This window comes from Mycobacterium colombiense, from assembly GCF_001953985.1.
In the GTDB taxonomy this organism is placed as follows: domain Bacteria; phylum Actinomycetota; class Actinomycetes; order Mycobacteriales; family Mycobacteriaceae; genus Mycobacterium; species Mycobacterium colombiense_B.
This window is the reverse complement of the sequence record NZ_MBEI01000001.1, coordinates 21,075-43,199: the sequence shown is the minus strand read 5'-3', so window position 1 is coordinate 43,199 and position 22,125 is coordinate 21,075. Positions and strand designations below refer to the sequence as shown.

The 22,125-nt window shown below is 67.3% G+C and carries 20 protein-coding genes; 9 read left to right on the top strand and 11 right to left on the bottom strand.

Features of this window, described 5'->3' with window-relative positions; genetic code table 11:
- The first annotated feature begins 12 nt into the window (after positions 1-12).
- The 3 genes from A5732_RS00195 (at position 13) to A5732_RS00185 (ending at position 4,575) form a co-directional block, all read left to right on the top strand.
- Positions 13-1,071 (top strand): NAD(P)H-dependent amine dehydrogenase family protein, encoded by a 1,059-nt coding sequence (locus A5732_RS00195; protein WP_076099860.1) that lies wholly within the window; start codon positions 13-15, stop codon positions 1,069-1,071.
- A gap of 139 nt (positions 1,072-1,210) precedes the next feature.
- Entirely contained in the window at positions 1,211-1,678 is a 468-nt protein-coding gene (locus A5732_RS00190; protein ID WP_171974931.1) for an MmpS family transport accessory protein, read from the top strand.
- Positions 1,675-4,575, top strand: coding sequence for an RND family transporter (locus tag A5732_RS00185; RefSeq protein WP_076054162.1), 2,901 nt, complete (start codon positions 1,675-1,677; stop codon positions 4,573-4,575). Before A5732_RS00190 ends, A5732_RS00185 begins: the two co-directional genes overlap by 4 nt.
- Here A5732_RS00185 and A5732_RS00180 read toward each other — a convergent pair.
- From A5732_RS00180 to A5732_RS00135, 10 genes are all read right to left on the bottom strand, one after another.
- Positions 4,572-5,405 carry a DegV family protein gene (locus A5732_RS00180; protein WP_076099858.1) on the bottom strand — a complete coding sequence of 278 codons (834 nt, stop codon included), beginning with the start codon at positions 5,403-5,405 and terminating at the stop codon, positions 4,572-4,574. The genes A5732_RS00185 and A5732_RS00180 overlap by 4 nt on opposite strands.
- A 4-nt stretch (positions 5,406-5,409) precedes the next feature.
- Positions 5,410-6,153, bottom strand: a complete 744-nt coding sequence (octT, locus tag A5732_RS00175) for a diglucosylglycerate octanoyltransferase (protein ID WP_076099856.1) — start codon at positions 6,151-6,153, stop codon at positions 5,410-5,412.
- Positions 6,143-6,817, bottom strand: a complete 675-nt coding sequence (gene gpgP, locus A5732_RS00170) for a glucosyl-3-phosphoglycerate phosphatase (RefSeq protein WP_076099853.1) — start codon at positions 6,815-6,817, stop codon at positions 6,143-6,145. The genes octT and gpgP overlap by 11 nt, the downstream gene beginning before the upstream one ends.
- Positions 6,814-7,209 carry a ribosome silencing factor gene (rsfS, locus tag A5732_RS00165; RefSeq protein ID WP_064949932.1) on the bottom strand — a complete coding sequence of 132 codons (396 nt, stop codon included), beginning with the start codon at positions 7,207-7,209 and terminating at the stop codon, positions 6,814-6,816. Before rsfS ends, gpgP begins: the two co-directional genes overlap by 4 nt.
- The gene (gene nadD / locus A5732_RS00160) at positions 7,206-7,871 is read right to left on the bottom strand and encodes a nicotinate-nucleotide adenylyltransferase (protein ID WP_075234488.1); all 666 of its coding nucleotides are present in this window, start codon (positions 7,869-7,871) and stop codon (positions 7,206-7,208) included. Before nadD ends, rsfS begins: the two co-directional genes overlap by 4 nt.
- 246 nt (positions 7,872-8,117) lie before the next feature.
- Positions 8,118-9,566 (bottom strand): vWA domain-containing protein, encoded by a 1,449-nt coding sequence (locus tag A5732_RS00155; protein WP_076099851.1) that lies wholly within the window; start codon positions 9,564-9,566, stop codon positions 8,118-8,120.
- Positions 9,567-9,576: 10 nt separating this feature from the next.
- On the bottom strand, positions 9,577-10,452 hold the full coding sequence (locus A5732_RS00150; RefSeq protein ID WP_076054153.1) for an AAA family ATPase: 876 nt from the start codon (positions 10,450-10,452) through the stop codon (positions 9,577-9,579).
- Positions 10,453-10,489: 37 nt separating this feature from the next.
- Complete coding sequence (locus tag A5732_RS00145) at positions 10,490-11,749, bottom strand: glutamate-5-semialdehyde dehydrogenase (protein ID WP_076054151.1); 1,260 nt, start codon at positions 11,747-11,749, stop codon at positions 10,490-10,492.
- Between the two features lie 107 nt (positions 11,750-11,856).
- Complete coding sequence (locus tag A5732_RS00140) at positions 11,857-13,260, bottom strand: mechanosensitive ion channel family protein (RefSeq protein WP_076099849.1); 1,404 nt, start codon at positions 13,258-13,260, stop codon at positions 11,857-11,859.
- Positions 13,260-15,452: an adenylate/guanylate cyclase domain-containing protein gene (locus A5732_RS00135; protein WP_076099970.1), complete on the bottom strand. Its 2,193-nt coding sequence runs from the start codon at positions 15,450-15,452 to the stop codon at positions 13,260-13,262. The genes A5732_RS00140 and A5732_RS00135 overlap by 1 nt, the downstream gene beginning before the upstream one ends.
- A gap of 154 nt (positions 15,453-15,606) precedes the next feature.
- On the opposite strand from A5732_RS00135, the gene A5732_RS00130 reads away from it, so the two are divergent.
- Complete coding sequence (locus tag A5732_RS00130; RefSeq protein WP_076099847.1) at positions 15,607-16,485, top strand: ribokinase; 879 nt, start codon at positions 15,607-15,609, stop codon at positions 16,483-16,485.
- Here A5732_RS00130 and A5732_RS00125 read toward each other — a convergent pair.
- Complete coding sequence (locus tag A5732_RS00125; protein WP_139334715.1) at positions 16,482-17,294, bottom strand: GntR family transcriptional regulator; 813 nt, start codon at positions 17,292-17,294, stop codon at positions 16,482-16,484. The genes A5732_RS00130 and A5732_RS00125 overlap by 4 nt on opposite strands.
- An 83-nt stretch (positions 17,295-17,377) precedes the next feature.
- On the opposite strand from A5732_RS00125, the gene A5732_RS00120 reads away from it, so the two are divergent.
- Genes A5732_RS00120 through A5732_RS00100 form a run of 5 tightly spaced genes read left to right on the top strand, consistent with a single transcriptional unit; the run spans position 17,378 to position 22,056 of the window.
- Positions 17,378-18,808: an MmgE/PrpD family protein gene (locus tag A5732_RS00120; protein ID WP_076099845.1), complete on the top strand. Its 1,431-nt coding sequence runs from the start codon at positions 17,378-17,380 to the stop codon at positions 18,806-18,808.
- Between the two features lie 11 nt (positions 18,809-18,819).
- Entirely contained in the window at positions 18,820-19,707 is an 888-nt protein-coding gene (locus tag A5732_RS00115; protein WP_076099842.1) for an isocitrate lyase/PEP mutase family protein, read from the top strand.
- Complete coding sequence (locus A5732_RS00110) at positions 19,698-20,945, top strand: 3-isopropylmalate dehydratase large subunit (protein ID WP_076054143.1); 1,248 nt, start codon at positions 19,698-19,700, stop codon at positions 20,943-20,945. The genes A5732_RS00115 and A5732_RS00110 overlap by 10 nt, the downstream gene beginning before the upstream one ends.
- Positions 20,942-21,511 carry a 3-isopropylmalate dehydratase gene (locus tag A5732_RS00105; protein WP_076099840.1) on the top strand — a complete coding sequence of 190 codons (570 nt, stop codon included), beginning with the start codon at positions 20,942-20,944 and terminating at the stop codon, positions 21,509-21,511. Before A5732_RS00110 ends, A5732_RS00105 begins: the two co-directional genes overlap by 4 nt.
- Positions 21,508-22,056 carry a YbhB/YbcL family Raf kinase inhibitor-like protein gene (locus A5732_RS00100; protein WP_076099838.1) on the top strand — a complete coding sequence of 183 codons (549 nt, stop codon included), beginning with the start codon at positions 21,508-21,510 and terminating at the stop codon, positions 22,054-22,056. Before A5732_RS00105 ends, A5732_RS00100 begins: the two co-directional genes overlap by 4 nt.
- Positions 22,057-22,125 lie beyond the last annotated feature (69 nt).

Below are 22,125 nucleotides of genomic sequence, written 5' to 3'. Positions count from 1 at the left end.
AAAGGAGCCGCGATGAGCAAGGCAAGCACAGACCGTCCGCTGCGGGTGATCCAGTGGACGACCGGCAACATCGGTCGTCGTTCGCTGCACGCCATCATCGGACGGCCCGATTTCGAACTGGCCGGGGTGTATGCGCACGGCGCGGACAAAGTGGGCGTCGACGCCGCCGATTTGGCGGGCTGGCCCGAGCCGACCGGGGTGCAGGCGACGAACGACATCGACGCGCTGTTGGCCCTGGGCGCCGACGCGTGTTGCTATAACCCGTTGTGGCCATGCGTCGATGAGTTGGTGCGGCTGCTGGAATCGGGAGTCAACGTGTGCACCAGCGCGGCGTGGATCACCGGCGGCAAGCAGACACCGCAGGACCGCAAGCGCATCGAGGACGCCTGCCAGAAGGGCAATTCGACGATCTTCGGCAGCGGCGCCCACCCGGGCATGACGAACATGGTGGGCATGGTGCTGTCCGCCTCGTGCGAGCGCGTCGACGAGATCCGGATCACCGAATCCGTCGACTGCTCGACCTACGAGTCGGCGGAAACCCAGACGGCCATGGGGTTTTCGCAAGATCCCGATACCCCGGGGCTGGCCGAAAATGTCCGGCGGGAAAGCGAGGTCTTCGCCGAATCGGCCGCGATGATGGCCGACGCGATCGGAGCCAAGCTGGACAAGATGACCTTCGACGTCACGTTCACCGCGGCCACCGACGACTCCGATCTGGGCTTCATGAAGATTCCCGCCGGAACGGTCGGCAGCGTCTACGGCTACCACCGCGGCTGGGTCGGTGATCGCAACGTCGTCAGCGTCGGGTTCAACTGGACCATGGGCAGTCACGTCGTCCCGCCCAAACCACTCGAGCACGGCCACGTCATCCAGGTTTTCGGGCTGCCCAACATGCGCACCGTTTTGCACTGCCTCCCGCCCAAGGATTGGACGGAGCCCGGGTTCATGGGACTGGGGATGATCTACACCGCGATGCCGGTTACGAATGCCGTCCCGGCGGTGGTGGCCGCCGAGCCCGGGATCGTGACGCTCGCGGACTTGCCGCCCGTCACCGGTCGGTTCGCCTATTAGCGGATATGCCGTTCGCCACAACGGGCGGCCCCGGGAGGAACGCTTGCGTGCACTAAGGTTAGTATCCCTAGCTGAGCAAATGTTCCGTTGACATTGGTGTCGTCGGCGACGGTTGGTGAGCTTTGCGGAAGGCGGTCAGGTGGTGGCTAGTCCCGACTCAGGTCCCCGCCCCGGCATTGTGACCCGCGTGCTGAAACAAGGGTGGATCCCGCTGCTTCTGGTGGTCGTTCTGGCGCTCTCGGCGCTGATCGTGTCGCGGCTGCACAGGATCTTCGGCTCGGAAGATCTCAACGCGAACGCCGGCAAGGGAATCGAAATCGTGCAGTTCAACCCGAAGGTCGTCGTCTACGAAATCTCCGGCAACCCTGGTACGACCGCGAACATCAACTACTGGGACGAAAACGCCAACACGCATCAGGTCAACAACGCCCCACTGCCCTGGACGACCACGATCTCGACCACGCTGCCCTCGGTGAGCGCCAACATCATGGCGCAGAGCGACGGCAGCACGATCAGCTGCAAGATCACCGTGGACGGCATCGTCCGCGACAACCAGAACTCCAACGGCCATAACGCCCAGACCTTCTGCCTAGTGAAGTCCGCATGAGCAACACGAGCAACCAGACCGAGCGCGACCTGAGCGCCGCCGACACCGGCCCGATCAAGACGGGGCGCCTGTCCAAGGCCGAGCGGGGCCACCGCCCCTACCTTCCGCATGCGATCCGTATCTTCGCGATACCGATCATCTTGGGCTGGGTGGCCATCACCGTGTTGGTGAACGTCATCGTTCCGACGCTGGAAAAGGTCGGCGAGGCGCACTCGGCGCCGATGACACCGCTGGACGCGCCGTCGATGAAGGCGATGATGCGCCTGGGCCACAACTTCCACGAGTTCGACTCCAACAGCACCGTCATGATCGTGCTGGAGGGTCAGCACCCGCTCGGGCCGGACGCGCACCAGTACTACGACAAGCTGATTCGGCAACTCCGCCAGGACCCCAAGCACATTCAGCACATCCAGGACTTCTGGGGCGACCGGCTCACCGCCGCGGGCGCGCAGAGCGCCGACGCCAAGGCCGCCTATGTGCAGGTGAACCTCGCCGGTAACCAGGGGACGACGCTGGCCAACGAATCCGTGGACGCCGTTCGCAAGGTGATCGACGAGAACAGGGCGCCACCTGGCGTGAAGGCCTACGTCACCGGTCCCGCGGCGCTGTCCGACGACATGCACATCATCGGTAACGCGAGCCTGGCCAAGATCACGCTGTTCACCCTGGGCGCGATCGCGATCATGTTACTGCTGGTCTACCGGTCCATCGTCACGACGCTCGTGCAGCTGTTCATGACCTTTGTCGCGCTGGCCTGTTCGCGCGGCGTCGTCGCGGTTCTCGCGTACCACAACGCGTTTGGGCTCACCACCTTCGCCGCCAACATCCTCACGATGCTGGCGATCGCCGCGGGAACGGACTACGGCATCTTCCTCGTCGGCCGCTATCAGGAGGCGTTGGCCGCCGGCGAGGATCGAGAAACCGCGTACTACACCACCTTCAGGGGCGTCGCCCCGGTCGTCCTGGGATCGGGCCTGACGATCGCGGGCGCGACCTATTGCCTGAGCTTTTCTCGGCTGCCGTGGTTCAACACCATGGGCGCGCCCGTGGCGATCGGCATGCTGGTCGTGGTGCTGGCCGGAATCACGCTGGGTCCCGCGGTGGTCTTCGTCGGCAGCCGCTTCCACCTCTTCGAAAAGCAGGCCAAGCGTGGCCGGCTGTGGCGCCGGGTCGGCACCGCCGTAGTGCGTTGGCCCGCAGCGATTTTGGCCGTCAGCGCCGCGGTCGTGCTGGTCGGCATGATCGCCCTGCCGAGCTTCCACACGAGCTACAACGACCGCCATTACCTGCCGTTGTCAGCCCCGTCCAATCAAGGGCAAGAGGCCGCGAATCGGCATTTCTCCGAGGCGCGGATGAACCCCGACCTGCTGATGGTCGAGTCCGACCACGACATGCGCAACCCGGCGGACATGCTGGTGTTGGACCGGGTGGCCAAGAACGAGATGCGCACGCTCGGCATCGCCATGGTCCAGGACATCACCCGGCCGCTGGGCATTCCGATTCAGCACAGCTCGATTCCGTTCCAGAACAGCGTCCAAAGTCAGACGACGATGCAGAACATGGGCTTCCTCAAGGAGCGCATGAACGACATCCTCAAGATGGCCGACGACCTACAAACCCAGATCGACACCACGCAGCGCCAGTACGAGGTGTCGCTGGACCTGGCCAACGCCGCCGACGACAGCGCAAAGACGACGGCGGTGACGTCGCAGATCACCGACACCCTGCGCGACCACATCGCCGATTTCGACGACACCTTCCGGCCGATTCGCAGCATCTTCTATTGGGAGAAGCACTGCTACGACATTCCCGTGTGCATCGGGTTGCGGTCCCTGTTCGACACGTTCGACGGGTTCGACCAACTGGCCGAGCAGTTCCACTATTTGACGACCGACATCGCGCACACCGCCAAAGCCTCACGCGACCTGACTGCGCTGTTTCCCACGCTGATCACCACGCTGAAGACCACCAGGGGCATCACGCTGACGCTGTACCAGACGTTCAAGGCGATGATCGACCAGATGGAGGCGATGAGCAACACCGCCATCGTGATGGGGCAAAGCTTCGACAACTCCAAGAACGACGACTTCTTCTATCTGCCGCCGGAAGCCTTTGACAACCCCGACTTCCAGACGGGTCTTCGGATGTTCCTGTCGCCGGACGGTAAGTCGGCGCGGTTCTTCATCACCCACCAGGGCGATCCGATGTCGCCGGAGGGCATCGCGCGCGTCGACGCCGAACGCACCGCCGCGCAGGAGGGGCTGAAGCAGTCCTCGCTGTCGGATGCCCGAGTGTACCTCGGCGGGACCGCCGCGACCTTCAAGGACATGGCCGACGGCGAGAAATACGACCTGATGATCGCGGTGGTGTCGGCCCTGACGCTGATCTTCATGATCATGCTGCTGTTGACCCGAAGCGTGGTGGCAGCGCTGGTGATCGTCGGCACGGCGGCCAGTTCGATCGCGGCGTCTTTCGGTCTGTCCGTGTTGATTTGGCAGGATCTGTTCGGCATCAGGATCCACTGGATCGTCATGGCGCTGTCGGTGATCATCCTGTTGGCCGTCGGGTCGGACTACAACCTGCTCCTGGTCTCCCGGTTCCGCGAAGAGATCCACGGCGGGCTCAAGACGGGGATCATCCGGTCGATGGCCGGCACCGGTGGCGTGGTGACGGCGGCCGGTCTGGTGTTCGCCTTCACCATGGCGTCCATGCTGGGCAGCGATCTGCGCGTGCTCGGTCAGTTCGGGTCGACCGTGTGCATCGGTCTGCTGCTCGACACGCTGATCGTGCGCACGTTGCTGATGCCCTCGATCGCCACCCTGCTCGGACGGTGGTTCTGGTGGCCGCAAGTGGTGCACCCGCGCGGTGACAACGCGCGGCGGCCGGTGAGCGCCTAATCCGCTGGGAGCGCCACGCTCACCGCGACCGCGCCCGCGCCGACATGCAGCGCGAGCACCGGCCCCAACTCGGTGATGATCGCCGGCTCGCACGCCGGCAGCCGCTCGCCCAACGCCGCCGCCACCTCACGGGCGCCGTCCGGGTTGTTGACGTGGTGCACCGCCAGGGCGGCGGCGTCGTTGCCGACGGCCTGACAGACCCGGTCGATCATCGCCTCCGTCGCATGGCTGACGGTGCGCACCCGTTGGGCCAGAACGAGTTTGCCGTCATCGATGCGCAACAGCGGCTTGAGTGACAACGCGGTGCCGAGCCACGCCTTCGCCCCGCCGATGCGTCCGCTGCGGCGCAGGTTGTCCAGCCGGTGCACCACGATGAAGGCATGTCCGCGGTCCACGGCCGCGCGCGCGGCGTCCGCGACGGCGTCGACGTCTTTACCGGCCGCGGCGGCCCGGGCGGCGGCCAACGCGATGAAGCCCGTGCCCATCGCGGCCGACTTGGAGTCGACGACGCGCACGTTCGGATCGAGATCGGCGGCGGTGCGTTCGGCGGCCCGGCAGGTGCCCGACAGCGCCGATGAAAGATGCACGGCCACAACCCCATCGGCCCCGCTGTCGGCCAGCGCCTGCTGGTACACGTCGGCCAGTTCGGCGGGAGTGGCCGCGGCGGTGGTGGCCGCGAGTTTGTAGATGTCGCCCGGAATGTCGTCGACGCCGTCGCGCAGATCGTGGCCGTCGAGCAGGATATGCAGCGGAACGACGCGTATCCCCCACTTTTCGAGCAGGTCGGCGGGCAGACGTGCCGACGAGTCGGTCACCACCACGACGGTCATGGCGCTAACCGCGGTGCTTCTCGTTCGCCACGCCGGCCTCGGCGAGCGCCTTGAGCATCAACTCCGCGACCGCCTGGTGCGCCTCGAAATTCCAGTGAATGCCGTCGGGGTTCCCGCGGCCACTCATAACCTGCTCGGCGACAGCGGCTTTGAGGTCGACCAGGGGAACGTGATGGTTCTGTGCCCATTCGGTGAGCGCGGCCACCGTCCCGGCGCGCCCGTGGTGCGCCCGGCCGTAGGTGTCGGCGATGTGCACCGACGGCAGCGAGGCCACGATCGGGATGCCGGGCCGGTTGAAATCGATTGCGCCACGGGTCTGTTCGAGGTAGTCCGCACTCAGGTGCGGAGGCAGGGCCGATCGGGCCACCGGCGAGAGCCTGGGCTGCAGCCAGCCATAGCCGTCGCGGACCCAGCGCCGCAGCCAGGGCGGCCGCACATAGCGGATCAGCTCTCGCAGCGCGGTGGGCAGCACAGACGGCAGTGAATCCATACCACCCGTGGCGAAGATGACCGCGCCGGCCCTGGGCAGCGCCGCCCAGGCCCGCGGGTCCTGGGTCGCCGCCCACCAGATGTCGCGGCACGTCCAACCGATGCGGCCGATCAGCTCGACATCCCAACCCAATTGCGCCGCAACGATGTTAGGCCAGATACGGGGATCGTCGGCGGGCAGCCCCCCGGTCGGCCCGTAGTAGGCCAACGAGTCAGCGAAGATCAGCAGGGTGGGCTTCGGCGGCCGTTCAGAGGACATCGTTGGACACCTGCGCCGAAGCGTTCCACACATCCAGACGCCAACGGATGCTGTCGAATTCTTCGGCGGGATCGTCGTTGTGTCCGGACAGTTGCACCCAGCTGGCGTTGCCCATGCCACCCAGAATCGGCCAGTTGCCGACCGGGAGCTTCAGCAGCGCGGCCGACAGCGCTGCGATCAGGCCCCCGTGGGCCACCAGCACCACCGGGCGGTCCGGCCCGTCGGGATCGCCCCACTCCGGCTCGCCGGACACCAGTTCGGCGACCAGCGGCACACTGCGGGCCGCGACGTCGACCCTGCTCTCGCCGCCATGCGGCGCCCAGGTGGCGTCCTCGCGCCAGGCCAGCCGTGCGCCCGGGGCCTGCGCGTCGACCTCGGTGTGGGTCAGGCCCTGCCAGTCGCCCAGGTGGGTTTCCCGCAACCGCTGATCCACCCGGATCGGCACACCGGTCACCTCCCCCAGCCTGACCGCCGTGTCGTAGGCACGATGCAGATCCGACGACACGATCAGCAACGGCTGCAGTTTGCCCAGCACCTCGGCGGCCGCAACCGCCTGCGCTCGCCCGAGTTCGCTCAGTTCGGAATCCAGCTGGCCCTGCATCCGGCTACCGGCATTGAACTCGGTTTGCCCGTGCCGCAACATGATCAGACGACGAATGCTCATTGCGCGCCCGAATCTTCAGAGTTCTCGGGACCCTCGTCCAGCTCTACCGGCACCGTCGGGCAGTCACTCCACAGCCGGTCCAGGGCGTAGAAGTCGCGGTCTTCCTGATGCTGAATGTGAACGACGATGTCGCGATAGTCCAGCAGCGTCCAGCGGCCTTCGCGCGTGCCCTCGCGGCGCGCCGGCTTGTAGCCCGCCTTGCGCATCTTCTCCTCGACCTCGTCGACGATCGCGTTGACCTGTCGCTCGTTGGACGCCGAGGCGATGACGAAGCAGTCCGTGATGGCGAGCTGGGCCGAGACGTCGATGACGACGACGTCGTCGGCCAGTTTCGCGGCGGCGGCGCCGGCGGCCACCGTCGCCATGTCGATGGCCTCCTGGGTGGCGCTCACGGGTGTTCCCCTGTGCTCAGGCGTGTTTCGTTGACGATCACCGGCGGCCCCTCATCGCGGTAGAGCCGGCGCTTGGAGACGTACTGCACGACGCCGTCGGGCATCAGGTACCACAGCGGCCGGCGCTGCGCCGCGCGCTGACGGCAGTCGGTCGAGGAGATGGCCAGCGCCGGGATCTCGACCAGGGTCAGCGCATCGTCGGGCAGCTCACCGAGCACGCCGGTGATGTGTTCGCGGCGCAGTTCGTAGCCGGGCCGGCTGACCCCGATGAACCGCGCCAGGTCGAACACCGTCTCCCAGCCCTGCCACGACAGAATGGAGGCCAGCGCGTCGGCCCCGGTGATGAAGTACAGCTCGGAGTCCGGGTTGAGGGCGTGCAGCTCGCGCAGCGTGTCCTTGGTGTAGGTGGGGCCGCCGCGGTCGATGTCGACCCGGCTGACCGAGAAGCGGGGATTGGATGCCGTGGCGATCACCGTCATCAGATACCGGTCCTCGGCGGCGGAAACGTGCCGCTCCTTCTGCCAGGGCTGCCCGCTGGGCACGAACACCACCTGGTCGAGGTCGAACAGGTCGGCGACCTCGCTGGCAGCAACCAGGTGGCCGTAATGAATGGGGTCGAACGTCCCACCCATCACTCCTAACCTGCGAAGCTGCTTTTGCACGATTTGCCAGCTTACTTGAGCCGGAGTTACGGCCCGATTTCCCAGGCGTCGTTCACACCAGCCACACCGGCCTCTGCGTCGGGCGGCACGTGTTGTGCCCGCCTCATAGCGACAAACGGCTGACGCATGGCTGTCGACAGCGCCAGGACGGCGGTGCGCCCGCGGTTGTCGCTGTGAGGCGGCCACAAAGGACACCCCCGCCGACGGAGACGCGTGTGGTGGCCGGTATGAAACGGCGCCGCGCCCCTACACCGGCAGCAGCTGGTCGATCACCGCGGCCAGCTGCTTGGCGGACCGGCACTCGTGCATCGGGATGACCTCTTGATAGCGCGGCACCGCCGAGTCGCCGCTGCCCCACAGATGCTTGGGCTCGGGGTTCAGCCAGTGCGCATGCCGGCTGGCGGTCACCATGTGGGTCAGCAGCTCAATCTCCGGATTGCGGTAATTGGTGCGGCCGTCCCCGAGGACCAGCAGCGAGGTGCGCGGTGACAGCACATTGGGGAACGCCTGCACGAACGACGCGAACGCGTTGCCGTAATCGGAATGGCCGTCGCGGCTGTACACGCCGGACTCCCGGGTGATCCGCTGGATGGCCACGGCCAGGTCGGCCTCCGGGCCGAACATGTGGGTCACCTCGTCGGTGGTGTCGATGAAGGCGAACACGCGCACCCGCGAGAACTGTTGGCGCAGAGCGTGTACCAGCAGCAGGGTGAAATGACTGAACCCGGCGACCGAGCCGGACACGTCGCACAGCACCACCAGCTCCGGCCGCGCCGGGCGCGGCTTGGCCAGCACCACGTCGATCGGCACACCGCCGGTGGACATCGACTTGCGCAGCGTCTTGCGGAGATCGATCGACCCCGCCCGGGCGCGGCGCCGCCGCGCCGCCAGGCGGGTCGCCAGGGTACGGGCCAGCGGGGCCACCACCCGGCGCATCTGGCGCAGCTGGTCACCGGAGGCGCGCAGGAATTCCACGTTCTCGGAAAGCTGTGGGATGCCGTACATCTGGACGTGATCGCGGCCCAGTTGTTCGGCGGTGCGCCGTTTGGTCTCAGAGTCGACCAGCTTGCGTATCTGGGAAATGCGCTGCGCAGCAAGCGCTTTGGCGATCTCCTCCTGACTGGGAGTGGGTTCCTCGCCGTACGAGGCGAGCAGCCCGGCCAGCAGCTTGCCCTCGAGCTCGTCGAGCGCCATCGCCTTGAGCGCCTGATACGACGAGAACGACGGTCCGCGGCTGGAGCTGTATTTGCCGTAGGCCTCCACGATTTGAGCGATCATTGCCACCAGGCGCTCGTCCATGTCGGCGAGGTCGGGGTTCTCGGTCAGCAGGTCGGCCAGCATCTGGCGCATCGCCTCGACGTCGTCGGCCGGCAACGCGTCGTCGTCCGGCGACCCGTCGGCCTCGTCGTCGGTGACCACCGCGCGAGCGCCCAGCGCCGCGGGGAACCACAAATCGAACATCGCGTCGTAGGTCTCGCGATGATCCGAGCGGCGCAGCACGGCGCACGCGAGGCCCTCGCGCAGCACCTTCCGGTCACCCAGGCCGAGCGTCGCCATCACCCGCCCGGCGTCCACAGTCTCCGACGGACCGACCGAAATCCCTGCCGCGCGAAGCGCTTCCACAAACCCCACCAGGTGGCCCGGCAGGCCGTGCGGGGCGAGCGGTCGGGCGGGTCGGATACGGCGGGTGGCCATCGCAGCAGTCCTAATTCAGCCGCAGCTCGCCGGTCGCGCGCTGCTGGTCGGACTGGTGTTTGAGCACCACGCCGAGCGTGGCCGCGACGACCGCGTCGTCGATGGTGTCCAGGCCCAACGCGAGCAGCGTGCGACCCCAGTCGATGGTCTCGGCGATGGACGGCACCTTCTTGAGCTGCATGCCGCGCAGCACGCCGATGATGCGAACGAGCTCCTCGGCCAGGTGCGCGGGCAGCTCGGGGACCCGGGACAACAGGATGCGGCGTTCCAGGTCGGGACTCGGAAAGTCGATGTGCAAGAACAGGCACCGGCGCTTGAGCGCCTCGGAGAGTTCACGCGTGGCGTTCGACGTCAGCACCACCAGCGGCGTGCGGTCGGCGGTGATCGTGCCCAGCTCGGGAACGGTCACGGCGAAGTCCGACAGCACCTCCAGCAGCAGGCCCTCGATCTCGATGTCGGCCTTGTCGGTCTCGTCGATGAGCAGCACGGTGGGCTCGGTCCGCCGGATCGCGGTCAGCAACGGACGCTGCAGCAGGAACTCCTCGCTGAACACATCGTCCTTGGTCTGGTCCCAGTCCCCCGAACCGGCCTGGATGCGCAGGATCTGCTTGGCGTGGTTCCACTCGTAGAGCGCGCGCGCCTCGTCGACGCCCTCGTAGCACTGCAGGCGCACCAGGCCCGAGCCGGTGGCCTGGGCGATGGCGCGGGCCAGCTCGGTCTTTCCCACGCCGGCCGGGCCTTCCACCAACAACGGCTTACCGAGCCGGTCGGCCAGAAACACGGCCGTCGCGGTGGCGGTGTCGGGCAGATAGCCGGTCTCGGCCAACCGCCGCGAGACGTCGTCGATGTCGTCGAACAACGGCTTGGACCGGGCGGGCACACTCACAATCGGTTCTCCTAAAACACTTGCTGCACGAGGGGTATCAGGCCGGACGAGTTTGTCCGTCTCCCCACGCAATCCATTTGGTCGAGGTCAATTCGGGTAGCCCCATCGGGCCGCGGGCATGCAGCTTCTGGGTGGAGATGCCGATTTCGGCGCCGAAGCCGAACTGCTCACCGTCGGTGAAGGCCGTGGACGCGTTCACCATCACCGCGGCGGCATCAATGCCGTCCGTAAACTTCTGCGCCGCAGCCATATTGGTGGTCACGATGGCCTCGGTGTGTCCGGTGCCGTACTCGTTGATGTGCGCGATCGCGGCGTCGATACCGTCGACCACCGCCACCGCGATGTCCATCGACAGGTACTCGCGACGCAGGTCGTCCTCGTGCGCGTCCTTGGAGAATCCACCGTGCACGGTCACGCCGGCGTCTTGCAGGGCGGTCACCAGGCGGGGCAGCGCCTCCTCGGCGATCCCGACGTCGACCAGCAGTGTCTCGGCGGCGTTGCAGACACTGGGCCGACGTGTCTTGGAATTCAGCAGGATTCGCTCCGCCACATCCAGGTCGGCGCCCTCGTGCACGTAGACGTGACAGTTGCCGACGCCGGTCTCGATGGTGGGCACCTGCGCGTCGCGGACCACCGCGTCAATCAGGCTCGCGCCGCCGCGCGGAATCACCACGTCGACCAGGCCGCGGGCCTGGATCAGGTGCGTCACCGTGGAGCGGTCATCGGCCGAAAGCAGTTGCACCGCATCGGCGGGCAGATCCTCGCTGACCAGCGACGCACGCAGCACCTGCACCAGCGCCTGGTTGGACCGCAACGCCGACGAACTTCCGCGCAGCAGCACGGCATTGCCGGACTTCAGCGCCAAACCGAAGGCGTCGACGGTCACGTTGGGCCGGCCCTCGTAGATCATGCCGACGACGCCCAGCGGAACCCGCTGCTGGCGCAGCTGCAGCCCGTTGGGCAGCGTGTAACCGCGTAACACCTCCCCGACCGGGTCGGGCAGCCCGGCGACCTGACGCAGGCCGGCGGCGATGCCCTCGACGCGTGTGGTGTTCAGGGCCAACCGGTCGAGCATTGCGGACGGCGTGCCGCCGGCCCTGGCGGCGTCGAGGTCTTCGGCGTTGGCCGACAGGATCAAATCGCTGCTGGCGACGACCGCGTCGGCCGCAGAGCGCAGTGCCTGATCCTTGGCAACGGTGGGCAGCAGCGCCAGGACACGTGACGCGACTCGGGCGCGGCGTGCGGCGTTGCGCACCTCCTGTCGCAAGTCAGGAAGCGATGGTGCTTGCAGACTCATTGAACCAGGGTATCCGGCGGCGAAACCCCGGGTGAGGCGACCCGATGAGGGCTAGCCCCGATGGTGGCGACCCGCTTCGCCCGGCACCGCCGCGCTCGCGATCGCCACTACCCGACCCGCTCGCCGCGCCGCGCGCTGCGCACCTTGCTGCGCCGCTCTTCGATGATGTTGCCGAAGTTCTGCAGCAACAGGGGCGCGCGCGTCACCAGGTGCTCGATGTGTTCCCGGTCGATCTCCAGCGCGGTGACTTCTTCCAGCGCGTACGCGCTGGCCAGGTTCGGTTGCCGGGTCAGCGCCGTCAGCCCCAGGAACGACCCCTCGACCAGCGTGCTGATCGGCACCAGAGACCCGTCGTCGGCGGTCGCGGTCAGCTGCACGCGCCCGGAGACCAGGAAGGTCATGGTCGCGGGCACCTGACCGGCGTACTCCACCACCTCGTCGGCGCCGTAGCGGACGATCCGCGCCGCCGACCGCAGCGACCGCTGCTCCTCGGCGCCGATCCGCAACGCCGGCGCCACCACCGTGTGCAACGCGTGCTCCACCCGTTCGAGGGTGGAGAAGTCGTCGTCGGCGTCGTCGAGGTGCAGTTCCTCCCGGCGGGCCGCATACCAGGCCCAGCGCAGGAACGTGGCCTTGGCGGCGCCGGCCTCCGCCGGTGAGTCCAATCCGATGGTCGTGCGGTACTCGCCCGCACCCACCGGGACGGTGCGCGGTACGCTGCCGGCCTTCAGCTGTGGCAACCCCTGCGCGATCCGCGACAGCAGCGCACACACCCGGTCCGGCGGGTCGACGCTGGAGAACATCGTCGTCACCGCCAGCTTGTACGCGCCCAGCGGGCGGCTGAGATTCGTGAACGCGTTGCTGGCGAGCACCGAGTTCGGCATGACCCGAATACCGCTGCCGGTGTCGATGTGCACGGCGCGCCAGTTCACCTCGACCACCCGCCCGCGGGCCGTGCCGGTGTCCAGCCATTCATCGAGGCGGAAGGGCTGCTCGAACAACATGAACAGGCCCGACACGATCTGGCCGACGGAGTTCTGCAGCATCAGACCGATGACCACCGACGTGACGCCCAGCGCGGTGAAGATGCCGCCGATGCGCACACCCCAGATGTAGGACGACATCACCGCCAGGCCGACACCGATCACCGCCAGCCGGGCGCAGTCCAGAAAGATAGTGGGAAGCCTTTTGCGCCAACTCTTTTCGGGCGCACCTTCGAACATCGTCGCGTTGAGACCGGACAGCACGAGCACCAGCACCAGCAGACCGAACACCGTGGTCAAAACGCGCACCGGAACGTCGCCGGCGGGAACCTGGGAGGCCTGGACCAACAGCAGCAACAGCGCACCGAGCGGCAGCAGGTAGTTGCGCAGGAGGCCGACCTGCCGGGCCAGCGGGCTGTTCCTTCGCAGCAACGCGTCGTGTAGCTCGGTGAGCGCGATCAACCCGAGCGGCAGTCCGACCGCGATGCCGATCGCCCAGTAGAACCATGTCGAGTTGAAGAGGTTCATCAGCGCTCCACCAACCGGTAAATGGCCTGATCGGTGCCGCCGACGGAGATGCTGCCGGCGGGCGTGAACTGCCGGACATCCCGCATCGCCTCATATACCTGCGAGCTGACGTACACGCCGGGCTGCGGTGCGCCACTGTGCATCTGATACGCCAGGCTGACCGCGCCGCCCCACATGTCATAAACCAGGCTGGAGCGGCCGACCAGCCCGCTCACCACGTTGCCCGTGTTCACCCCGACCCGCAGACCCAGCTGATGCGCGGCCTGGCGATTGAAGCGATCGATGATACGACCGATCTCGAGGGCGAAGTCGACGGCACGGTGAATGCTGTCCAGGCGGGGAGTGACCACCCCACAACTGGCCAGATAGCCGTTGTGGAAGGTGCGAATCCGTTCGACGCCAAGGGCTTCGGCGGCCGAATCGAATTGGCGGAATAGATCGTCCACGGTGGCGACCAACTCGTCTTCGGGCACGTCGTTGGAAAACTCATCCAGGCCGACGATGTCGGCGTAGATGATGGCGACGTCCTGATGCTTCTGGGCGATGGTCTCCTCGCCCTCGCGATAGCGTTGCAGCACCGATTCGGGCATCAACGCCAGCAGCAGACGGTCGTTTTCCCGGCGCTGCTCGTTGAGCAGCTCCTCCTTGATCGCCAGATTCCGGCTCATCTCGTTGAATGCCGCTGTGAGATCACCGATTTCGTCGCGATGCCGGACCGGGATGTTGATCTCATAGTCGCCGGAGCTGATCTTGCGGGTGCCTTCTTCGAGGCGCCGGACCGGTCGCACCGCGGCCTGAGCGACGAACATCGAGGCCACGCAGATGGCGAAGATCATTGCGGCGACCGCGATCACCAGCGTCTTGCTGAACCTGCCGAGCCGGGCGAACGCATCGGAGTTGTCGCGTGTCGCGAGGATCGACCAGTGCAGGTCGGAGTTGGGGATGCTCAGCGGTGAATAGGCTTCCAGTTCCCTGTTACCCAGGTAGTCGGTGGCGGTGACCACCCCCGTTTCGCCGCGTTTGGCGGCGCGAAAACCGGCGGTGTCAACCGGCTGCACCAGGGTGGTGGTGCCCAGCCGGATCGCCCGGTCCACCACGTCGGGCGGCGTGCCGGCGTCGATCGCCGAGCGCCGGTATGCCTTCGGATCCTCGATGAAATCCCGTGAATCGGAACGCATCAGCTCGTCGGGGCCGGCCAGATAGGTCTCGGTCGCGGGCCCCATCCCGGCGGCCTCCCAGTGCTTGTCGGCGGTCATGATCTTGTTGATCTTCGCGACCGGCACCGGCAGCGCCATCACGCCCTCGAACTTGCCGTTCATGCCGATCGGTGACACCACCCACGCCGTGGGGGTGTCGAGTGCCGGCTGGTACTGCTGGAAGTCGGTGATCCAGACGAAGTCGAGGTCGTTGGACGCCAAGGCTTTCTGATACGCCTCCCGCAGCTTCGACTCGCGATACGGGCCGGTCAGAATGTTGGTCCCGAGATCGGGGCCCTTCAGCACGCTGTAGACGACATTGCCCTGCATGTCCAACAGCAGCGCGTCGCGATAGTCGAAACGCGTGACGATGCCGCGCATGTAGAAGTCGAAGCGCGCGTTGGCCGCCGACCATGCGCTGCCGTCGCCGGCATCCTGGGCGGGCAGCGCGTCGGGGCCCGACCGGGGCGCGGCGGTGTAGTACGCCTGAACGTACTTCTGCGCGTTGGAACTTGGCAGGACGGCCCTGATGTCGATGGTGTCCCCGGTGATTCGCTTGATCGGTTTGATCATGTCGTTGTCGTAGTAATCGACCAGCGACTGCTCTTGAGCCGGAGAGATCGGCGCGTTGTTCAATTGGGCGAAGTCCGCCGTGAGGGCCGTCGTCGCCTGGTTGATGCCGAACCCGCCACTCCAGGTGATCACCGAATTCGACACCTCGCGAAACAACGCCTGCACCGCTCGCTTCTGGGATTCGCGCATCTCGATCAGGCGTTCGGACTCAACCTGCCGCAACGCGTTGCGCCCGGACGCGGCCCCGATGGCGCCGATCACCGCCACACCCAGGATGCTCGACAGCAGCATGGTGATCAGGATCTTGGATTGGATGCCGAACCGGAATCGGGCCAGGGCACGCTGACGCGGGCGCTTGGTGGCTGGTTGGGCCGGTTCGGGATCGATATGGGGGTCAGCGTCCGTTAGCTCGCTCGTGGTCAACCGCCTGCCCCTTTTCTCGGGATCCAGCACCCCTAACGCAGCAGAATATCGCGCGGCCATCGAGTTATTCAGCGTTTGCCGTGAGCGTTTCGGCGTGGAAAGTGCTGCTGGCCCTGGTGTGCTTTGCCATCCCGTCGCGACTAACGTCGGCGTCATGGCTGGGGTTTGTGTAGTGGGCAGCGTGAATCTCGATCTGTCGTTGGGTGTCGACGCCCTTCCGCGGCCTGGCGAAACGGTTTTGGCGTCGTCGTTGACGCAGGCCCCCGGCGGCAAGGGCGGCAATCAGGCGGTGGCGGCGGCGCGCGCGGGCGCGCAGGTGCAGTTCGTCGGTGCGGTGGGCGATGACGCGGCCGCCGAACAATTGCGCGCCCACCTCGAGGCCAACGGTGTCGGGTTGGACGGAGCCGTCGAAATTCCCGGCCCCAGCGGCACGGCCATCGTGGTGGTGGACGCGAACGCCGAGAACACCATCGTGGTCGCGCCGGGCGCCAACGGTCGTTTCACGCTGACCGACGACCGTGCGCGTGCGGTCATCGCGGACTGCGATGTGATGTTGACCCAGCTGGAGATTCCGGTGGAAACGGCTGTCGCGGCGGCGCAACACGCGCGTTCGGCGGGGGCGATCGTCGTCGTGAATGCTTCGCCGGCCGGCCAGGACCCCCGCTCGTTGGGCGAGTTGGCGGCCGCGGCGGACGTGGTGATCACCAACGAAGATGAAGCCGACGAATGGTCTTGGCACCCAGAGCATTTAGTGATCACCCTGGGTGCGCACGGCGTCCGCTACGTTGGCGCGGACGGCGAGTACACCGTGCCGGCTCCGACAGTGGATCCGGTGGACACCACCGGGGCCGGCGACGTGTTCGCCGGCGTGCTGGCCGCGAATTGGCCGTCCAATCCGGGCTCGCGGGATCAGCGGCGGCTCGCGTTGCAGCGTGCGTGCGCGGCGGGCGCGCTGGCGACCCTGGTCGCCGGCGCCGGTGATTGCGCGCCCGACTCCCACGCGATCGACAAGGCGGTCGGCGACGCGTCCTAGCCGCTCTGCCCGCCGACGTCGTGAGCGATTCTCAGACCGTCGCCGGTCTCCATCTCGTCGGCCGCCTGGCTGAGCAGCACGCGACTCCGGCTCGGCGATAGCAGGGCAGAGAGGTAGTGGTGCGGTGCATCGGCCGTGTACACGAGCCGGTTGACCCGTAATAGGGCCGCGCCGATCGGCATATCGAGCAGGTGCGCGTTGCGCGGGCCCGCGATTTCGGCCGTGATCTCGTGCCGCACCCGGTTCATGGTGATGCCGGCGCCGGACAGCAACTCGTAGAGCGGTGCGCGCCGCAACGCGGCCTCGGTCAGCACCGGGGCCAGCTCCGGGGGCAGCCAGGCGTCGGTCACCATCAACGGCTCGCCGGTCCTGCGCTGCCGGCGCACGCGCACGATGTGCAGCAACTCGCCGGCGCGCCCGAGGGTTTCGGCGACGACCCGGGTGGGTGACCTCGTGCCGAGTTCGACCACCTCGACCTCGGTCTCGAATTGGGTCTGGCGCAGTTCTTGCAGATACGAGCGCCCGGTCGGCGCATCCGAGGGATCATGTTGGCGCACAAACGAACCGACGCCATGCCGACGTTCGATGTAGCCCTGTTCGGCGAGGTCGGCGAGCGCGCGCCGCACGGTGATGCGAGAAACCCCGAACTGATCGCACAGGGTCTGCTCGGTGGGCAGCGCCTCGCCGGGGGCGATGACACCGCGGTCGATCTCGTCGTGCAGCACCAAATACAGCTGCCGGTGCAACGGCACACCGGCGGTCGCGGACACCGGCCCGGCCTTGTCGCTGCGCTGCTGCACGGTGCTCAATGCTGTCACACCGCCTCCCTTGCGCGATCCGATCAGTTGTTATAAACATATAACAACTGATCACGATCTACTAGGGGGTCGCGATGACCGCGGTGCAGCAGCGGGTCGCCACCGATCCGGCCGGGCCGACCGGACGCCTTGCCACCTGGGTCGCCGAGCTCACGCTCGACGACGTCCCCGCCGCCGTCGTCGAGCGCGCCAAGCACCTGCTGCTCGACGGCATCGGCTGCGCCCTGGTGGGGGCCCAATTGCCATGGTCACGCGTCGCCACCGGCGCCGTGCTGGGTTTGGAGGGCCCGGGCGACTGCGCCGTCATCGGGACCGGTCAGCGGACCAGCGCGCCCGCGGCGGCGGTGCTCAACGGCACGTTCATCCAAGGCTTCGAACTCGACGACTTCCACCCGCTGGCCCCGCTGCACAGCTGCTCGCTGCTGATCCCGGCGCTGTTGGCGACGGCGTCGACACGCCCGGCCCCGACGGCCGGTGCCGACCTGCTGCTCGCGGCCATCGCCGGCTTCGAGGTGGGGCCGCGCGTGGGCTACACCCTGCACGGCACCCAAATGCTCGACCGCGGATGGCATTCGGGCCCGGTGTTCGGCACCCATGCGGCGGCGATGGCGTCCGGCAAGCTGAGCGGACTGCCGCCGGCGCAACTGGAAGACGCCCTGGGTCTGGCCGCAACCCAGTCGGCGGGTCTGATGGCCGCGCAGTACGAAGCGATGAGCAAGCGCATGCACCACGGCCTGGCCGCGCGCAACGGCTTCTACGCGGCGGGTCTGGCGGCCGCCGGGTATACCGGGATCAAGCGCGTGTTCGAACGTGAATATGGCGGCTTCCTCAGCGTTTTCGGCGAGGGTCACGACCCGGATCCCGCACCGCTGACCGGTGAACTCGGCCACCGCTGGGAGACCTGCCTCATCATGGTCAAGTCCTACGCCGCGATGGGTGGGCTGCACGGTGCCATCGACGCCGCCCGACAGTTGCGGAATTCGGTTGCACCGGAAGATATCTCGGCGGTCGACATCTCCGTCGGAGAGACCGTGTACAAGCACGGCTGGTGGTCGCCGGAGCGTCCGCTCACCCCGATCGGGGCACAGATGAACATCGGGTACGCCACCGCGGCCGCGCTGCTCGACGGCAATGTGCTGCCCGAACAGTTCACCGGAGCCCGGCTTGATTCCGACGACATCTGGTCGCTGATCGCGGCCACCACGGTGCATCTCGACGAATCATTGGCCGGCGCCGGTATCGCCGAGAAATTCCGCACCGACGTCGCGGTGACCACCCGGGACGGAACCGTGCACCGCGCGCGAGTGGCCCTGCCGCACGGCGCGCCCAACGATCCGGTCACCAATGACGAACTGGTGGCCAAGTTCCACGCGCTGGCCGACCGGGTCACCGACCACGGCCGCGCCGCGGCGATCGAGCGGGCCGTGGTCGGGCTCGACGACCTGACCGACATCAACACCCTGATCGACCTGCTCGCCGGCCCCGTCGCGGGCGCGCTGGACTGAAAGGACGCACGATGGCAACGACACCGGCCCGCACTCGGCTCAGGGCATTGCTGGACAAACGCGAACTCATCGTCGCGCCAGGCATTTTCGATGGGATATCCGCGCACCTAACCAGACGCACCGGGCACGTCGCCGCCTATATGACGGGCGCCGGTGTGGCGGCGTCGGGCTTCGGCTTGCCCGACATCGGCCTGGTCACCGCGACCGAAATGGCCGATCGGGTCGCAATGATCACCGGCGCCCTCGGTGACGTCCCGCTGATCGCCGATGCCGACACCGGCTACGGCGGACCGATGAACGTGGTGCGCACGGTTCGTTCCTACGATGCGGCCGGGGTGGCCGCCATCCAGCTGGAGGACCAGGTGTTCCCGAAACGCTGCGGTCACCTGCCGGACAAGCAGGTCGTCGACGCGGCGGTGTTCGAACAGACGCTGGCGGCCGCACTGGACGCCAGATCCGATGACAACCTGCTGGTGGTGGCCCGCACCGATGCTCGCGGACCACTCGGTCTGGATGCCGCGATCGAGCGCGCCAACCGGTACGCGCAAGCGGGCGCCGACATCATCTTCGTGGAGGCGCCCCAGGACGTCGGCGAAATCGAGCGCATCGCACACGAAGTCGACGCTCCCCTGCTGATCAACCTGGTCCTCGGCGGCCTGACACCGCTGCAGTCGGCGTCACGACTGCAGGAATTGGGTTACGCGATCGCCATCCATCCCAGCAATCTGCTGATGCAGACGACGTTCGCCATGCTGCAAAGCCTGTGCGAACTCAACGGCACCGACCTCGCCGCCCAGCTGCCCAGCTCCCCGGCTGACTTCTTCAACCTGGTGGGCATGTCGGAATGGCGGGCGCTCGACCACAAGTACGCACAGACCGAGGACCGAACATGGGCATGACCATCATCGAAAAGATCTTCGCCCGCAAGGCCGGGCTGGACTCGGTGGCACCGGGTGACACCGTCGTGGTCGACGTGGACATGACCGTGCTGATCGACCTGCAGTTCGCCACCATGTGGATACAGCCCAACAGGATTCACGACCCCGACAAGCTCGCGGTGATCATGGATCACGCCGTGCCCGCCCCGACCATCAAGGATGCCGAGGGTGGCAATCACGCCCGCAAGTTCGTCGCGGACTTCGGCATCGAGCGCTTCTATGACGTCGGCCGGCATGGCATCTGCCATCAGGTGATCGCAGAGAACGGGCTGGCCCGCCCGGGAGAAGTGCTGGCCTGCACCGACTCTCACACCTGCGCGGCCGGCGCATACAACACCGGGGCCCGCGGGCTGGGTCCCGCCGAGATCTATTCGATCATGTGCACCGGTTCCACCTGGTTCCAGGTCGCGCCGACGATCCGCTACGAATTCCACGGCGCCAAAGCGGACGTGGTGAGTGGTAAGGACATCTTCCTGCACATCGCCAACGAGTACGGCGATGCGCCCAACCAGAACCTCGAGTTCGGCGGGCCCGGCCTGGCCGGCATCCCGATGCACGACCGGCGCACCATCGCGACCCAGGGCGCCGAGGTGTCGGCCGATTTCAGCACATTCGAGCCCGACGACGTGTTGGCGTCGTTCCTCGACGAACGCGGGGTGACCGGATTCGACGCCGTCACAGCGGATTCCGACGCCGCCTACCAGGACATCCGGCGCATCGACCTCGCGGCGCTGGAACCCTACGTGGCGCGCCCGGGCACCGTCAGCCGCAACGGTTCGCCGGTGTCGCAACTGGGCAAACAGAAAATCGACCAGGCCTTCATCGGCTCCTGCGCCAACGGGCAACTCGAGGACCTGCAGATCGCCGCGCAGGTGTTGCGCGGCAAGACCGTCGCCCCCGGCGTGCGACTGCTGGTGACGCCCGCCTCGCAGGCCGTGTACCGCGAGGCCATGCGGCGCGGCTACCTTCAGGACCTCGCCGACGCCGGCGCCGTCGTCACCAACTCCACCTGCGGCGCCTGTTTCGGCTACCACATGGGCGTGGTGGGCCCGGGCGAGGTGTGCATCACGGCCAGCACCCGCAACTTCACCGGGCGCATGGGCAGCACCGAGGCCGAGATCTACATGGCCTCCCCGGCCACCGTCGCCGCGTCCGCGGTCACCGGCTACATCAGCGACCCGAGGAGTGTGATCGCATGACCCTGCGTTCGCTTGCCTTCCAAGGCAAAGTCTGGGTGTTCGGCGACAACCTGAACACCGACGCCATGTACCCGGCGTTCGCCATGAAGATGGAACCCGCCGAGGCCGCCAGGCACGTCTTCTACGAGGTGCGGCCGGGCTGGACCGACGAGGTGTCGCCGGGCGATATCGTGTTGGCCGGCAAGAACTTCGGGCTCGGCTCGTCGCGGCCAGTGGCGGCGTTGTTCGTCGAGCTCGGCGTCGCCGGCCTGGTCGCCGAGGAATTCAACTCGCTGTTCTTTCGCAACGCCGTGAACTCCGGGCTGCCGGCGATCACCGTCCCCGGCGCCACCACGGCGTTCAGCGACGGCGACACCGGAACGTTCGACCTGGCCGACGGCAGTTGGCGCAACGACACCACCGGCGCCTCCGGCACCGTCGCAAAGCTGCCCGACCTGATTCTCGACATCATCGAGAGCGGCGGCGTGCTGCCCCGCCTCGCCCGGCAGGGCTACCTGCCCAGCGAATTGGGCGACCTGCTGCGCTCACCCGCGGTGGCGATGCGCGGCGCGGGCAGCGGCGCATGATCGAGCGGCTGGGCAGGATGCTGCGCGGCGTGCGCGCGGGTGCCCATCGAAGCCCGCTCGCCGGTGGCGCATTCGCCGCACCCACCACCATCACGGTCACCAGCGCCGCGTTCGCCGACGGCGGCGCCATGCCGGCGTCCAGCGCATCCAAGGGCGTGGGCGAGAACACGTCACCGCCGTTGCGCTGGACGGCACCACCGCCCGGCACGCGTCAGCTGGCGCTCCTCATCGACGACGTCGACGTCCCGCTCCCCCGCCCGCTCGTGCACACCGCCGCGGTGATCGAACCGCGCGTCGACGGGGTGGCCGCAGGCGCACTGCAACCGGGATGCACGGGAATCCACTTCCTGCGGTCCGACCTCGGTCACCACGGCTACGCCGGCCCACGGCCGATCCCCGGCCACGGGCCACACCACTACCGCTTTCACGTTTTCGCGCTCGACGCCGTCCTCCCGGACAGCGTGACCACCGCCAAGGGACTGCTGGCCGCGATCCGCGGGCACGTGCTCGCGCGGGGCATGCTGACCGGAACGTACGAGCGCTGAACGGACGAGAGGCCCTCTGACCTGCGGTTGGCAGTGTTTGGCAGTGCCTGGCGTCGGTCTGGCAGTGGT

Excerpts from the sequence above, each read along its gene's own strand:
- A5732_RS00195 (WP_076099860.1), top strand. The coding sequence starts at position 13 with ATGAGCAAGGCAAGCACAGACCGTCCGCTGCGGGTGATCCAGTGGACG.
- A5732_RS00185 (WP_076054162.1), top strand. The coding sequence starts at position 1,675 with ATGAGCAACACGAGCAACCAGACCGAGCGCGACCTGAGCGCCGCCGAC.
- A5732_RS00180 (WP_076099858.1), bottom strand. The coding sequence starts at position 5,405 with ATGACCGTCGTGGTGGTGACCGACTCGTCGGCACGTCTGCCCGCCGAC.
- octT (WP_076099856.1), bottom strand. The coding sequence starts at position 6,153 with ATGTCCTCTGAACGGCCGCCGAAGCCCACCCTGCTGATCTTCGCTGAC.
- gpgP (WP_076099853.1), bottom strand. The coding sequence starts at position 6,817 with ATGAGCATTCGTCGTCTGATCATGTTGCGGCACGGGCAAACCGAGTTC.
- A5732_RS00155 (WP_076099851.1), bottom strand. The coding sequence starts at position 9,566 with ATGGCCACCCGCCGTATCCGACCCGCCCGACCGCTCGCCCCGCACGGC.
- A5732_RS00145 (WP_076054151.1), bottom strand. The coding sequence starts at position 11,749 with ATGAGTCTGCAAGCACCATCGCTTCCTGACTTGCGACAGGAGGTGCGC.
- A5732_RS00140 (WP_076099849.1), bottom strand. The coding sequence starts at position 13,260 with ATGAACCTCTTCAACTCGACATGGTTCTACTGGGCGATCGGCATCGCG.
- A5732_RS00130 (WP_076099847.1), top strand. The coding sequence starts at position 15,607 with ATGGCTGGGGTTTGTGTAGTGGGCAGCGTGAATCTCGATCTGTCGTTG.
- A5732_RS00120 (WP_076099845.1), top strand. The coding sequence starts at position 17,378 with ATGACCGCGGTGCAGCAGCGGGTCGCCACCGATCCGGCCGGGCCGACC.
- A5732_RS00115 (WP_076099842.1), top strand. The coding sequence starts at position 18,820 with ATGGCAACGACACCGGCCCGCACTCGGCTCAGGGCATTGCTGGACAAA.
- A5732_RS00110 (WP_076054143.1), top strand. The coding sequence starts at position 19,698 with ATGGGCATGACCATCATCGAAAAGATCTTCGCCCGCAAGGCCGGGCTG.
- A5732_RS00105 (WP_076099840.1), top strand. The coding sequence starts at position 20,942 with ATGACCCTGCGTTCGCTTGCCTTCCAAGGCAAAGTCTGGGTGTTCGGC.
- A5732_RS00100 (WP_076099838.1), top strand. The coding sequence starts at position 21,508 with ATGATCGAGCGGCTGGGCAGGATGCTGCGCGGCGTGCGCGCGGGTGCC.